Consider the following 14,387-nt stretch of genomic DNA (forward strand, 5'->3'; position numbering starts at 1 on the left):
CGATGAAGATCCACGAACCATCCAGGGAGCCAGTCCGTGGCAGCACTCGCCCGGTGGTGCGTCAGGCACCGACTCGTCGTCGTCCTGTTGTGGCTTCTCGCTCTCGGCGGCGCCGCCTCGGCCGCCGCGGTCGCGGGATCCGCGTATTCGAACGACTACGAGGTGCCGGGCACCGAGTCCGGCCGGGCGACCCAGCTCCTGAACGAGAACTTCCACGGCCTCGGCGGCGACAGCGACACCGTCGTCTGGCACACCGGACCCGGCACCTCCGTGCGCGCCGCCGATGTCGAGCAGACGATGTCCGACGCCCTCGACAAGATCGCCGAACTGCCCGCCGTGGCCTCCGTGACGGGCCCCTACGAGGGCGGGGGAGACGGGCAGGGCGCGAGCGCGGGCCGGGTCAGCGCGGACGGCCGCACCGCGTACGCCACCGTCACCTTCCGCGAGCAGGCCGACGACATGGACAAGGCCGACGCGCAGGCCGTCGTCGACACCGCGAAGGCCGCCGCGTCCGACCGCCTCCAAGTGGAGCTCGGCGGCACCGCCATCGGCCTCACCGAGTCCAAGAGCGCCCAGGTCGCCGAGGTCGTCGGGGTGGCCGTCGCCGCCGTCGTGCTCTTCGTCGCCTTCGGCTCGCTCGCCGCGGCCGCCCTGCCCATAGCCACCGCACTGGTCTCCGTCGGCACCGCGTACGCGGGCATCGTGCTGCTCGGCCACGTGATGACCGTCGCGGACTTCGCGCCGATGCTCGGCACCCTGATCGGGCTCGGCGTCGGCATCGACTACGCCCTCTTCATCGTCACCAGACACCGCAAGGGCCTCAAGCGCGGCCTTCCCGTGGCCGTCGCCGCCGAACGCGCGGTCGCCACCACCGGACGCGCCGTCGTCTTCGCGGGCGCCACCGTCTGCATCGCCCTGCTCGGCATGCTCATCCTGCGGCTCGGCTTCCTCAACGGCGTCGCCATCGCCGCGTCGCTGACCGTCGTCCTCACCGTCGCCGCCTCGGTGACCCTGCTGCCCGCGCTCCTCACCTGGATCGGCCCGCGCGCCCTCAGCCGCCGCGAGCGCCGCCGGATGGCCGAGCACGGCCCCGAACCGGAGCTGCCGACCGGGCTCGCCGCCCGCTGGGCCGCCTTCGTGGAGCGCCACCCCCGGCTGCTCGGCGCCGTCGCGGTCCTCGTCATGGCCGTGCTCGCGCTGCCCGCCCTCGGCCTGCACCTGGGCACGTCCGACCAGGGCAACAACCCGGCGAAGGCCACCACCCGGCAGGCGTACGACCTCCTCGCCGACGGTTTCGGGCCCGGCGTGAACGGCCCCCTGACCCTCGTGAGCGAGGTCTACGGAGCAGGCGACCGGGTGGCCTTCGACGACCTCGCCACGGCGCTGAGGTCGACCGAGGGCGTCGCCTCCGTGTCCCCGGCGACGTACGGGGACAACGGCCGCGCCGCCTTCCTCACCGTCGTCCCCGACTCCGCACCCCAGTCCGAGAGGACCAGCGCACTCGTCGACCGGCTGCGCGACGACGTCCTCCCCGAGTCGCAGGCGGAGAGCTCCCTGGAGGTGTCCGTCGGCGGCGTCACCGCGAGCTACGACGACTTCGCGGAGGTCATCGTCGGCAAGCTGCCGCTCTTCGTGGGCGTCGTCATCGGGCTCGGCTGCGTGCTGCTCCTGCTGGCCTTCCGGTCCATCGGGATCCCGCTCAAGGCCGCCGCGATGAACGTGGCCGCGGTCGCCTCCGCGTTCGGCGTCGTCGTCGCGATCTTCCAGTGGGGCTGGGGGAGCGAGCTGCTCGGGCTCGGCAGGGCCGGGCCGATCGAGCCCTTCCTGCCGGTGATCATGGTGTCCGTCCTCTTCGGGCTCTCCATGGACTACCAGGTCTTCCTGGTCAGCCGGATGTACGAGGAGTGGCTGGAGACCGGCGACAACCGGCGGGCCGTGCGCGTGGGCCTCGCCGAGACCAGCCGCGTGATCAACTCCGCGGCCGTGATCATGATCGCGGTCTTCCTCGCCTTCGTCCTCAGCGGCGACCGGGTCGTCGCGATGTTCGGCATCGCGCTCGCGGCGGCCGTCGCCCTCGACGCCTTCGTGCTGCGCACGCTGCTCGTGCCCGCCCTGATGCACATGCTCGGCGGCGCCAACTGGTGGCTGCCGAGCCGTCTGGACCGCCTTCTGCCGCGCATCAGCATCGAGCCCCCCGAATCTCGCTCGAACCCGCGCGACGTACGTGCGAAGATCCCCGGAAACCGGGACGTCGCCGACGACGTGAGTGCGCTGAAGGAGCAGGATGTTCGCGATATCGCTGGCCGAGGACGCTGAGCTGCGGCCGCTGGAGCCCTGGCAGGCACAGGAGTTCCTCGACCACGTCGAGCGGGCGCGGGAGTACGCGGCGCCGTGGGTGCCCTTCACCGCGACCGTGCAGGATCTGGAGACCGCGCGCAAGCACCTCCAGACGTACGCCGACAAGCAGGCCTCCGACACCGGACGCTTCTACGGCATCTGGCTGGACGGCACCCTCGTCGGCGGGGTGCTCTTCCGGATCTTCGACACCGGCTCCGACAGCTGTGAGATCGGTGTGTGGCTGGAGCCGTCGGCCACCGGGCGCGGCCTGGTCAACAAGGCCTCGCGGGTGCTCATCGACTGGGCCGTGGACCAGCGCGGGATGCACCGCGTGGAGTGGCTCGTCTCCTCGCGCAACGACCGCAGCAAGGCGACCGCCGAGCGGCTCGGCTTCACCAGGGACGGCGTCCTGCGGGAGAGCTTCCCCTGGCAGGGCGTGCGGCACGACATGGAGGTCTGGTCCGTCCTCGCCCCGGAGTGGCGGGCGGCGCGGGCCGCGCGTTAAGGGAGCTCTCAGACTCCGTCCGTACGGTGCGGGGCATGGGTACTAAGACAGATGACGCGGCCGGTGCCAAGGGTGCGGCCGGGACCGAGGCCGAGGCCGACGAAGTGACCGGGGCCGGGAAGCCGGAGACGGTCGACGTCACGAAGTCCGACGCGGCCGACGCCGCCGGGCCCGAGGGCGCCACCTCCGAGGCGGACGACGCGGAGGCGGACGCCGAGCACGACGAGGACCTCGACGCGGACGCCGACGCGGATGTCGACGTGGCCGACCGGTCCGCCGGGTCCGCCGGTGTCGGCCAGGGCGCCGCGGCCGTCGTGTCCGCGGCGCTCGGCGTGATCGGCCTCTCCGGAGGCTGGCTCGGCACGATCGCCGGGGCGCGCTCGAACATCATGGGGCAGCTGGAGACCAAGCAGTCCGCCAGCGTCTCCGACCAGCTCCAGGCCATGTACGGCGACTCCTGGCAGGCCACCGCGCTCGTCGCCGGCCTCTTCGCGGCCGCCGCGCTGGTCGTCGGCTTCCTGGTCCTTGTCAGGCCCGCGTTCGGCGCCCCCGGCAAGGAGCAGGCGCCGTGGATCAAGTCCGTGGCGTGGGCGGGTGTCGCGCTCGGCGTGATCGGGCTGATCCTCGCCGTCGCCAAGTACTCCGACCTGCTGCTCGGGCTGCCGTCCGCACCTTCCTGAGCCGGCGGTACCGCGCGCGTAAGGCAGGGGCGGGGCAGGGGCTAAGGCCCCCGCCCCGCCCTTCGTCGTACCTAAGGCCCCACGCCCCCACGAGATGCGGCACCCGCCCGATGTGGGCGACCCCCCTGGGAGACCAGAGTGAAGACATCGCGGAGAACGACACCGGCGATACCACTGACAACCCGAGGGGACACGACATGTTCGAGTACGAGATGCACCAGATGCGCGCCGCCGAGCTGAGCCGCGAGGCCGACCGCCGGCGGCTGCTCGGCGAAGTCCGCAAGGCCCGTGCCGCCGCCCGCGGTTCGGCCCGTAAGGAAGCCGAGGGGCGGGTGAGTACGACGCTCTGGAGGAGCCGCCTCACGCGCGGCAAGGCACGCTTCACGCGGGCCGCCTGAGATGACGCGGCCCGTGCCGGTGACCGCTCCGCGGACATCGGGTGCCGCGCCGGCCGCCCTCTGTGCGATGCTCGCGGCTGTGGAGACCAGGTCCGTGAGCCCGGTGTTCGTCGGCCGAACCGATGAACTCGGCGTACTGAACGAAGCGCTCGCCCGCGCCACGGGGACCCCGCTCGAAGGAGCCGGGGGCCCCGGGCCGGGCGAGCCGCAGGCGTTGCTGCTCGGCGGTGAGGCGGGGGTCGGCAAGACCCGCCTCGTCGAGGAGTTCGCCGCGGCGGCCGAGAGACAGGGCGCCGTCGTCGCGCTCGGCGGCTGCGTGGAGATCGGCGCCGACGGCCTGCCGTTCGCCCCCTTCTCCACCGCGCTGCGCTCGCTGCGCCGACAGCTCCCCGACGAACTGGCCGCCGCCGCCGAGGGCCAGGAGGAGGAACTCGCCAGGCTGCTGCCCGAACTGGCCGCGCCCGCGCACGGAACCATCGCGCACCGGCCCACCGCGCACGGGCCCACCACACACGGACCCACCGCGCACGGGCCCGCCTGGCAAGGACGCACCCCCGGAGGCAGATCCGACGAGGCGACGGCCCGCCTCTTCGAACTCACCGCACGCCTCCTGGAGCGCCTCTCCCGCGACCGCACCGTCGTCGTCGCCCTGGAGGACCTGCACTGGGCCGACGCCTCCACCCGCCACCTCCTCGCCTACCTCTTCCGCACCCTGCGCGGCGGCCGCCTCGTCCTCCTCGCCACCTACCGCGCCGACGACGTCCACCGCCGCCACCCGCTGCGCCCCCTCCTCGCCGAACTGGACCGGCTGCGCACCGTGCGCCGCGTCGAGCTGGGCCGCTTCAGCAAGGACGAAGTCGCCCGCCAGATGGCCGGGATACTCGCCACCGAACCCGAACAGGCCCTGGTCGACGACATATTCGACCGCTCCGACGGCAACGCCTTCTTCGTCGAGGAACTCGCCGTCGCCTCCCACGGCCGCAGCTGCGCGAGCCTCACGGACTCCCTGCGCGACCTGCTCCTCGTCCGCGTCGAGGAGTTGCCGGAGGACACCCAGCGGGTGGCGCGGATCGTCGCCGAGGGCGGCTCCACCGTCGAGTACGAACTGCTCGCCGAAGTCGCCGGGCTCGACGAGGACGACCTCATCGAAGCGCTGCGAGCGGCCGTCGGCGCCAACATCCTGCTCGCCTCGCCGGACGGCGACGGCTACCGCTTCCGCCACTCCCTGGTCCGCGAGGCCGTCAGCGACGACCTGCTCCCCGGCGAGCGCTCCCGCATCAACCGCCGCTTCGCCCAGGCCCTGGAGGCCGACCCCACACTCGTCGCCGCCGACCAGCGCGCCGCCCGCCTCGCCACCTACTGGTACCACGCGCACGACGCGGCCAAGGCCCTGCCCGCCGTCCTCGTCGCCTCCGTCGAGGCCCGCCGCCGATACGCCTACGCCGAACAACTCCGCCTGCTCGAACGGGCCATGGAGCTGTGGGACGACGCCCCGGAATCCGTCCGCGCGGACCTCCGCCCCGCCGACTACGTGGAGGGCTACCCCGCCTGCGGCTGCGACCCCGCCACCGCCGCCCTGCGCTATCTGGACCTGATGGCCGAGGCCACGGTCGCCGGCCGGCTCTGCGGCGAACGCGACCGCGCCCTCAAGATCACCAAGCGCGCCCTGCGCCTCCTCGACGGCGAGAACGACCCCCACCGCGCCGCCTGGTTCTGGGTCGCCCGCTCCCGCCTCGTCTCCACCCTCGGCCGCGGCAACGGCTGGGCGGAGATCGCCAGGGCCGAGGAGCTGATGCGCGGCCTGCCGCCCTCCGAGGTGCACGCCGACGTCCTCGTCCACCGCGCCTCCTGGGGCATGCTGCACGACCCGGGCCCCGAGACCCTGGCCGCCGCCGAACGCGCCGTCGAGTACGCCCGCATGGTCAAGGCCGACACCATCGAGCTGAACGCCCGTCTCACCCGCGGCGCCCTCCTCGTCGAGGCCGGCGACCCCGAGGCGGGCCTCGCCGAGATGTACGAGGTCAGGGACCGCGTCGTCCGGGACGCCCTGGTCACCAACCTCAGCCGGGTCCACATCAACCTTCCCTCCTCACTCGAAGGCGTCGGCCGCTCCGCCGAAGCCGTCGAGGTCGCGATGGAGGGCATCGAGTTCTGCCGGAAGTACGGCCTGGTGGACACCGAGGGCTGGGTCTGGGCCAACGTCGCCGAATCGCTCATCTCCCTCGGCCGCTGGGACGAGGCGGCCCACGCCGTCGCGGAGACCCAGCGCTGCGTGCAGAGTTCGAAGCCCCGCGTCTCGGCCTCCGAACGGTCCGCGCGCATGGCGCTCTACCGCGGTGAGTACGCCGCGGCCGCCCGCCACATGCACACCGCCCACCAGCACCTCGGCACCCACGACCCGCAGCCCCAGTACGTCCTCGTCCTCATCCGCATCGCCCTCGGCCTCGCCGCCGCCGAGGGCCGCGTCCTCGACGGCCGCGCCGAACTCGAACGCGGCCTCGCCACCGGCCTCCCCGTCGGCACCTACAAATACGGGTGGCCCCTGCTCCTCGCCGCCGCCACGATGGAGGCGGACGCCCGCGGCCTGCCCGCCGCCGAACCGGGCCGCCCCGCCGTCCTCGAACGGATCCGCGGCGTCACCAAGTCCCTCGCCACCCCCACCCCGCTCTCCCTGGCCTACGACGACTGGACCCGCACCGAACTCCTGCGCGCCGAGGGCCGCGACCGCCCCGCCGACTGGGCCGCCGTCGTCACCGCCCTCGAACCCCTCGACCGCCCCTACGACCTCGCCCAGGCCCGCCTGCGCCTGGCCGAGTCCCTCCTCGCCCCGGACACCACCGACCGCGACCGCGCCGCCCGGCTGCTGCGCCAGGCCGGCGAGGTGGCCGACCGGCTCGGTGCCCGGCCGCTCTCCGAGGCGATCACCGGACTCGCCCGGCGCGCCCGCCTCTCCCTGCACCCCACCGAGGCCCCCCGCGCCCCCGCCGCCCCGGCCCACCCCGCCGAGGCGCTGGGCCTGACCAGCCGGGAACGGGACGTCCTGCGGCTGGTCGCGGCGGGCCGCAGCAACCGGCAGATCGCCGAGGAGCTCTTCATCTCCCCGAAGACGGCGAGCGTCCACGTCTCCAACATCCTCGCCAAGCTCTCCGTCACCGGCCGCGGCGAGGCCGCCGCGCTCGCCCACCGGCTCCGGCTCTTCCCCACCGCTGAGGAACAGCCCGCCCACCGCTGACCTGCGCTTTCCCGTCCCGAGCCGGTTTCCGGGCGCCTCGCTTACGCTTGACGGCAGGATCTCGGCTCCTGGGAGGCGCAGTGTTCAACGCGATCGAGGCGCTGTTCGCGCCGGGGCGCAAGCACACCGACGACGAGCAGAAGCGTCTGGAGATGACCCGCGTCGACCTCGCCGACGGCGACCCGGGGCGCGGGCCGATCGACCTGACCTCGGGCAAGGTGGTCGTACGCCCACCCGTCCCGGCGCCACGCCCCGACGGGACGCCGAGCGGCGAGGAGATACCCCCGCCCGACCAACCGGACAGCTGACCTACTCCACCCGCACTTCCAGGATCTTGTCGTCCCCCTTCTCGGGGGTGCCCCGCGAGTCCGTCTCGTTCGTCACCAGCCACAGCTTGTCGCCGCCCGCCGCGACCACCGTGCGCAGACGGCCGTGCTCGCCCTTCAGGAACGCCTGCGGCTCGGGCTCGCCCGTCATGCCCCGCACCGGGACGCGCCACAGCCGCTCGCCCCGCAGCCCCGCCATCCACACCGAACCCTCGGCGTAGGCGACACCGCTCGGCGAGGCCTCCGACGTCTTCCACTGGGCGACCGGGTCCCGGAACCCCTCCTTGCCCTCCTTGCCCTCGGCCTCGGGCCAGCCGTAGTTCCCGCCGGCCTCGATGCCGTTCAGCTCGTCCCAGGTGTCCTGGCCGAACTCCGAGGCCCACAGCCGCTTCTGCTCGTCCCAGGCCAAGCCCTGCACGTTCCGGTGCCCGTACGAGTAGACGGCCGAGTCGCCGAAGGGATTGCCGGGGGCCGGCTCGCCCTCCGGGGTGAGGCGGAGGATCTTGCCGCCCAGGGACTTCTTGTCCTGCGCCAGATCCGTCTCACCCGTTTCCCCCGCGCCCGCGTACAGCATCTTGTCCGGGCCGAAGGCGATCCGGCCGCCGTTGTGGATCATGCCTTTCGGGATGCCCTTGAAGACCGTGTCGGGTGCGCCGAGCTGCTTGCCCGAGGGCTTCTTCTCGTCGTACAGCATGCGGGCGATGCGGTTGTCGGACTCCGTCGTGAAGTACGCGTACACCAAGTGGTCCGACGCGTACGACGGGGAGAGCGCGAGGCCCATCAGGCCGCCCTCGCCGCCGGGGGAGACGCCCGGGACGGCGCCGAGCTCCGTCTTCTCGCCCGTCTTCCCGTCGACCCGGGTGATGGTCCCCTCGTCGCGCGAGGACACCAGCAGGTCACCGCCGGGCAGCGGCGCGAGGCCCCAGGGGGACTTGAGGCCCGTGGCGACGGTCCGGACGACCTTCGCGGAGCCCTTCTCCGGCGGGGCCTCGCCGCCCGCCTTCCCGGTGGGGGACCGGCTCGACGAGTCCCGCTGCGGCGGGCTCTCGCGGCGGTCCGGTTCGTCGTCGCCGGACGAGCACCCCACCGCGAACACGAGGGAGGCAGCGGCCAGCATGGCCGTGACAGCAGGTCGTCGCACGATCAGATCCCTTCGACGCAGCGCTTCCCCTGTTCATACACCGCTCGCGCCCCTCAGATCCCCGAACTCAGTCCCACGACCCCAGCGCGGCCGGCAGCGCCGCGATCTCCGCCAGGTCCTGCTCCGTCAGCCGCACCGAGGCCGCCCCCGCGTTCTCCACCGCCCAGCGCTCCCGCTTGGCCCCCGGAATCGGGACCACATGCCGGCCCTGCGCGAGCACCCACGCCAGCGCGACCTGCGCGGGCGTCGCCCCGTGCCGCTCCGCCACCCGGCGCAACCCCACCACCAGTGGCTGGTTGGCCGCCATCATCTCGGCGGTGAAGCGCGGGTGCCGGGCCCGCAGGTCGTCCGGTTCGAAGCCCTGGCCGGGCTTGAGCGTGCCCGTGAGGAAACCGTTCCCCAGCGGCATCGCGGCGAGCAGCCCTATCCCGCGGTCCACACACCACGGCAGCAGCGCGTCCAGCGCCTCCGGCGACCACACCGAGAGCTCGGCCTGCACCGCGCTCACCGGAAAGACCTGCTGTACCCGCTCCAGCTGCCGGATCGTCGCGTCGTGCAGCCCCTGCCCCGGACGCCCCGGCGCCACGCGCCGCTGAGCGCGCGCCCCCACCGCGCACAGACCCAGCGCCCGCACCTTCCCCGCGGCCACCAGCTCGGCCATCGCGCCCCACGTCTCCTCGATGGGCACCTCGGGGTCGGCGCGATGCAGCTGATAGAGGTCGATGGTCTCCGTCTGGAGCCGCCGCAGCGACGCGTCGCAGGCCCGTTTCACATAGCCGGGGCGGCCGTTGGCGACGATGTGCTGCTCGCCCACGAGCAGCCCGCACTTCGTCGACACGAATGCCTCCGCGCGCCGCTCCCTCAGCACCCTGCCGAGCAGCAGCTCATTGGTGAACGGCCCGTACATGTCCGCCGTGTCCAGCAGCAGCCCCCCGCCACCGGCCGCGCCGACCGCGTCCAACGCCGCGTGCACAGTGCGCAACGACGCGTCGCCGCGCTGCCGCGAGCCGGTGTACGCCCAGCTCATCGGCATGCAGCCGAGTCCGACGGCGCCCACTTCGAGCGCCCCCGCGCCGATCGTCCTGCGCTCCACCTGGACGTACCCTCCCACTCCTCGTTCGGAGATCATCAAAACTAACCGCTGCCGCCGCGGCCCCGACCGCTGCCCTCCCGAGGGCGGCGCCCACCGGCGCGCACTAGCCTCTGGCCATGACGACAGACGTATGGCTTCCGTTTGCACCGCACGAGATACAAGGGCTGCCCGAGGCCTCCGAGGCGGGGCTCGCCTACCGGTTCTGGGACGGCGGCCCGGAGTTCCCCGCGGACCCGGCCGACTGCGCCTTCTACGTGGTGCCCTACATGAAGGGCACCGAGACCGCCGTACGCCCCCTGTCCGCGATGACGTCCCTGCGCGTCGTACAGACACTTACCGCGGGCATCGACCACGTGGAGCCGGGCATCCCGTCCCTCGCGCCCGGCGTGCGCCTGTGCAACGCCCGCGGTGTGCACGAGGCCAGCACCGCCGAGCTCGCCCTCGCCCTGACGCTCGCCTCGCTGCGGGGCATCCCGCGCTTCGTGGCGGGGCAGCGGCAGGAGGAGTGGTGGTCCGGGTTCTATCCGGCGCTCGCCGACAGGTCCGTGCTCATCGTGGGCTACGGAGCGATCGGTTCCGCCATCGAGGACAGGCTCGTCCCCTTCGAATGCGCGCGGGTGGCGCGCGTCGCGCGCTCTGCCCGTGCCACGGAGCGCGGCCCCGTGCACCCGCTCGCCGACCTGCCCTCCCTGCTGCCCGACGCGGACGTCGTCATCCTCTCGACGCCGCTCTCCGAAACCACGCGAGGGCTGGTCGGAGCCGACTTCCTGGCCCGCATGAAGGACGGCGCGCTGCTCGTGAACGTCGCCCGCGGACCTGTGGTCGACACCAAGGCGCTCCTCGCGGAGCTGGAGTCCGGCCGCATCACCGCCGCCCTCGACGTGACCGATCCGGAACCCCTGCCCGCAGGTCACCCCCTGTGGCACGCTCCAGGAGCACTCATCAGTCCGCACGTGGGCGGCTCCACGTCGGCGTTCGGGCCCCGCGCCCGGCGGCTCCTCGCCGCGCAACTGACCAAGTACGTCGCCGGACAGCCGCTCGACAACGTGGTCCTGACAACGGGCAGTTGATCGCCGGGGAGCGCTTCGTGCACGCTCCGCGCCCGTCCGCGTGCGCCCCGTGTCCACTCCTCCGCCGACAGTCACGGAGCGTAGAGGAGCTATGTCCCTGAGTGACGAGTCTGGTGTATCGTCCCGACAGGGGATGCGCCGTGGACCGTTCGGCGCCGGGGACGAGACATCAGACTGCGAGGGGGGCGACGGGCGATGCACGGCCTATGGGCGAACGATCCGACGCGGCGGGACCGCAGCCGGCGACTCTGCCGCACACCGGCCCGCAGACGCAGGCGAGCCGGGAGCCGCACGAGCGGCCGTCGCCGCACGCACCAGCGCCCCTGTCGGCCCGGCCGACGCGCGCGCCGGGCGGGCACGGGGGCGGCGCGGACCAGGGCGGCCCGGTGAGTGCCCGCCCGACCCCGACCCCCGTCCTCGACGGGGGCGTGGCGGCGCTGCCGCACAGGGTGCCGCTGGTCAGGCGCCCGCTTCCCGGGGGCCGCGGGCTCTTCTCCCAGCTGGTGCTCCTGCTGCTCTGCGGGGCGTACGCCGCGGGCTCGGCGCTCGGCTGGGGATCGGAGCGACTCGCCCTGATCATGGGCGACTTCGGGCTGAGCATCGCGGCGGCGGCGGCCGCGATCTCCTGCTTCCGCTACTCCCGCACGCGTCGCAGCCGCTTTCGACCCGCATGGCTGCTCTTCGCGCTCTCCTCCGCGATGGCAGCCCTCGGCAACGGCGTCTGGGGCTGGTACGAGGTCGTACTGGAGCGGCCCGTGCCCAGTCCGGGCCTCGCCGACCTGTTCTTCCTCTGCTTCGCCCCGCCCGCCATCATCGGACTGCTCGTGCTCGCCAAGCGCCCGGTGACCAAGGCGGGTTGGGGCTGCCTGGCCCTCGACTCCTGGCTGATCGGGGGCTCGCTCCTCACCCTGTCCTGGAGCCTGGCCCTCGCGCACACCGCGCAGTTCGAGGGCCGCAGCGTCGCGTACGCCGCGCTCTCCCTCGCCTACCCACTCCTCGACATCGCGCTGGTCAGCATGGTGCTGGCCCTGCACTTCAGACGGTCGTCGGCCAACCGCACAGCGGTGAACACCGCGATCGGCGCGCTCGCCCTGACCGTGATGTGCGACGCGCTCTTCACCTCGCCGCTGCTGCACGCCAGTTACCGCTCCGGCCAGATGCTGGACGCCGGATGGTTCGCGGGCTCGCTGCTCCTCGCCTACGCCCCGTGGGCCGCCCCGTGGCACGTGCGCGGCGCCCGCGGGACGGGCCACGCGGGGACGGGCCACGCGCGCGTGCCCTACGACAGCGCACCCGAGGAGCCGAGGGCCGCCGCCACCCGTCCGATCGCCGGATCGCTGGCCGCCCTCACGCCCTATCTGGCCGCCGCCGTCTGCACGTTGGGAATCCTGTACAACGTCCTGAACGGCCGCAGTGTCGACCGCGTCGTGCTCCTCACCGCCGGCACCGTGGTGCTCGCGCTCGTGGTCCGCCAGGGCATCATGCTCCTCGACAACATCACGCTCACCCAGGAACTGGCCCAGAAGGAGAACCACTTCAGGTCCCTGGTCCAGGGCTCCAGCGACGTCATCATGATCGCCGCGCCGAACGGCATCCTGCGGTACGTGAGCCCGGCCGCCGCCGGGGTCTACGGCCGCCACGCCGAAGAGCTCGTCGGTTCCGAGCTGGCCTCGCTCATGCACCCCGAGGACCTGGGCCGGGTGGTCCACGAGGTCCGCAGATTCCTCGCCGCCAACCCCGTCGAGGAGCCCACCACCCGCATCGAGTGCCGCTTCAAGTCCGGCGACGGCGACTGGCTGAACGTGGAGTCCACCGTCAACCGCCACCAGGGCGGCCTCATCTTCAACAGCAGAGACGTCACCGAACGGGTCAGACTCCAGGCCCAGTTGCAGCACAACGCCGAACACGACCCGCTCACCGACCTGCCCAACCGCGCCCTGTTCACCCGCCGCGTGGGCCAGGCACTGGCCGGCCGCAGAGTGACCGACCGCGGCACGGCCGTGCTCTTCATCGACCTCGACGGCTTCAAGGCCGTCAACGACACCATCGGACACCAGGCCGGGGACGAGCTCCTCATCCAGGCCGCGCGCAGACTTCAGGAGGCGGTGCGTTCGGGCGACACCGCCTCCCGGCTCGGCGGCGATGAGTTCGCGGCCCTCATCGTCGGCGACGGGACCAGAGACCAGGCCGCCAGAGAACGGCACATCTACGAGCTCGCCGACCGGCTGAGAATCACCCTGTCCCAGCCCTACGCCATCGACGGAAACGACGTGCGCGTGGCGGCCTCCATCGGCGTGGCCTTCGCCGAACCGGGCATCGGCGCGGGAGAGCTCCTGCGCAACGCCGACCTCGCGATGTACCGCGCCAAGGCCGGCGGCAAGAACCGCGTCGAGCTGTACGCGCCCCAGATGCAGGCCGACGTCGTGCGCAAGGCACAGCTCGCCACACGCCTGCGCGCCGCGCTGCACGAGGGCGAGTTCGCGCTGCTGCACCAGCCCGTGGTCCGGCTCGACGACGGCCGGATCACATCGGTCGCCGCCCAGGCCCGGTGGCGCTCGGCGCAGGGCATCCTCTTCACGCCCGCCGAATTCCTCCGCGTCTCCGAGAAGAAGGGCGAGGACGGCGGCCGGGCGGCCGAGCTGGGCCGCTGGCTGCTCGAAGAGGCCGTCGAGCAGGCCGCCGAGCGCGGCCGGAGCGGCCACGCCGTGCCCGTCGCCGTCCGGATGAGCGCGCGCCGCCTGCTGGACCGGTCCATGCCCATGGGCTCCATCGAGGCGCTCCTGACCCGGCACGGCCTGCCCTCGGGCGCCCTCGTCATCGAGCTCGCCGAGAGCGACCCGCGGGTCTCGCTCGACGACCTGGAGCGCCGCCTCGCGGCCCTGCGCAGGCTCGGCGTACGCATCGCGCTCGACGGCTTCGGCAGCGGCTACGCGGCGATCACCGCGCTGCGCCGGCTCCCCATCGACGTACTGAAGCTGGACCGCGGCCTGATCGAGGGCGTCGTCGAGTCCGCGCGGCTGTACAAGATCACCTCCGGCCTGCTGCGCATCGCCAACGACCTGGGGCTCGCCTCCGTGGCCGACGGCGTCGACCTGCCCGAGCAGGTGGTGGCGCTGCGCGCGATGGGGTGCACGCACGGGCAGGGGATGGCGTTCTCCGGGCCCCTCGACGAGTACCGGCTGCGCCGGGCGCTGGCCATCGGCGAGTATCCGGTGCCGCACGGCCCGGCCGAGCCGGTGCTCGCGGGCGGCCGTCCGGCGACGTTCGGCGCCGTGCCCTCGGCGAGCTACGCGGGCGGACCCGCGGGAGCGTATGCGGGCGGTTCCTCCGGGCCGTTCGCGGGCGGGCCCACGGGGACGTATGCGGGCGGCCCGGCGGGGACGTTCGCGGGCGGCTCCCCGGGGGCGTACGCGAGCGGTCCCTCGCCCTATGCCCGTTCACATGATGAGACCCCCGTCCCACCTACTTGACACACCGGGCGTGCCGGGGGGAGGGTCAATGCCATGCGCACCCGAATTCTCGTACTTGGAAAGCGCGTCGGCTGAAGCTGGGACTGACCGGTCCGAACACCGGAATCCAGCGACCGCACCCGGCGCGCTCCCCTC

At 73.1% G+C, this 14,387-nt stretch carries 10 protein-coding genes; 8 read left to right on the top strand and 2 right to left on the bottom strand.

The features are described 5' to 3' along the window. Positions 1-36 precede the first annotated feature (36 nt). From ACZ4Z4_RS37170 to ACZ4Z4_RS37195, 6 genes are all read left to right on the top strand, one after another. Positions 37-2,316 (top strand): MMPL family transporter, encoded by a 2,280-nt coding sequence (locus tag ACZ4Z4_RS37170; protein ID WP_468337908.1) that lies wholly within the window; start codon positions 37-39, stop codon positions 2,314-2,316. After that, positions 2,285-2,842, top strand: a complete 558-nt coding sequence (locus tag ACZ4Z4_RS37175) for a GNAT family N-acetyltransferase (protein WP_468337911.1) — start codon at positions 2,285-2,287, stop codon at positions 2,840-2,842. Before ACZ4Z4_RS37170 ends, ACZ4Z4_RS37175 begins: the two co-directional genes overlap by 32 nt. Positions 2,843-2,877: 35 nt before the next feature. After that, positions 2,878-3,522, top strand: coding sequence for a hypothetical protein (locus ACZ4Z4_RS37180; RefSeq protein WP_468337914.1), 645 nt, complete (start codon positions 2,878-2,880; stop codon positions 3,520-3,522). A 197-nt stretch (positions 3,523-3,719) separates the two neighbouring features. Further along, a complete protein-coding gene (locus ACZ4Z4_RS37185) occupies positions 3,720-3,920 on the top strand; it encodes a hypothetical protein (RefSeq protein WP_468337917.1) in 201 nt (66 codons plus the stop codon). Between the two features lie 67 nt (positions 3,921-3,987). Next, complete coding sequence (locus tag ACZ4Z4_RS37190) at positions 3,988-7,152, top strand: helix-turn-helix transcriptional regulator (RefSeq protein ID WP_468337920.1); 3,165 nt, start codon at positions 3,988-3,990, stop codon at positions 7,150-7,152. 80 nt (positions 7,153-7,232) lie between these two features. Beyond that, positions 7,233-7,460 carry a DUF6191 domain-containing protein gene (locus tag ACZ4Z4_RS37195; RefSeq protein WP_468337923.1) on the top strand — a complete coding sequence of 76 codons (228 nt, stop codon included), beginning with the start codon at positions 7,233-7,235 and terminating at the stop codon, positions 7,458-7,460. Position 7,461: 1 nt separating this feature from the next. Here ACZ4Z4_RS37195 and ACZ4Z4_RS37200 read toward each other — a convergent pair whose 3' ends face one another. After that, complete coding sequence (locus ACZ4Z4_RS37200) at positions 7,462-8,619, bottom strand: PQQ-dependent sugar dehydrogenase (protein WP_468337926.1); 1,158 nt, start codon at positions 8,617-8,619, stop codon at positions 7,462-7,464. Positions 8,620-8,686: 67 nt separating this feature from the next. Continuing rightward, positions 8,687-9,712 (bottom strand): aldo/keto reductase, encoded by a 1,026-nt coding sequence (locus ACZ4Z4_RS37205; RefSeq protein ID WP_468338036.1) that lies wholly within the window; start codon positions 9,710-9,712, stop codon positions 8,687-8,689. Positions 9,713-9,828: 116 nt separating this feature from the next. Here ACZ4Z4_RS37205 and ACZ4Z4_RS37210 point away from each other — a divergent pair, with 116 nt between their 5' ends. Continuing rightward, on the top strand, positions 9,829-10,782 hold the full coding sequence (locus ACZ4Z4_RS37210) for a 2-hydroxyacid dehydrogenase (protein WP_468337929.1): 954 nt from the start codon (positions 9,829-9,831) through the stop codon (positions 10,780-10,782). Positions 10,783-11,168: 386 nt separating this feature from the next. Then, the gene (locus ACZ4Z4_RS37215) at positions 11,169-14,252 is read left to right on the top strand and encodes a putative bifunctional diguanylate cyclase/phosphodiesterase (RefSeq protein WP_468338039.1); all 3,084 of its coding nucleotides are present in this window, start codon (positions 11,169-11,171) and stop codon (positions 14,250-14,252) included. Positions 14,253-14,387: the final 135 nt, after the last annotated feature.

The organism is Streptomyces sp. NPDC030245 (genome assembly GCF_055572995.1).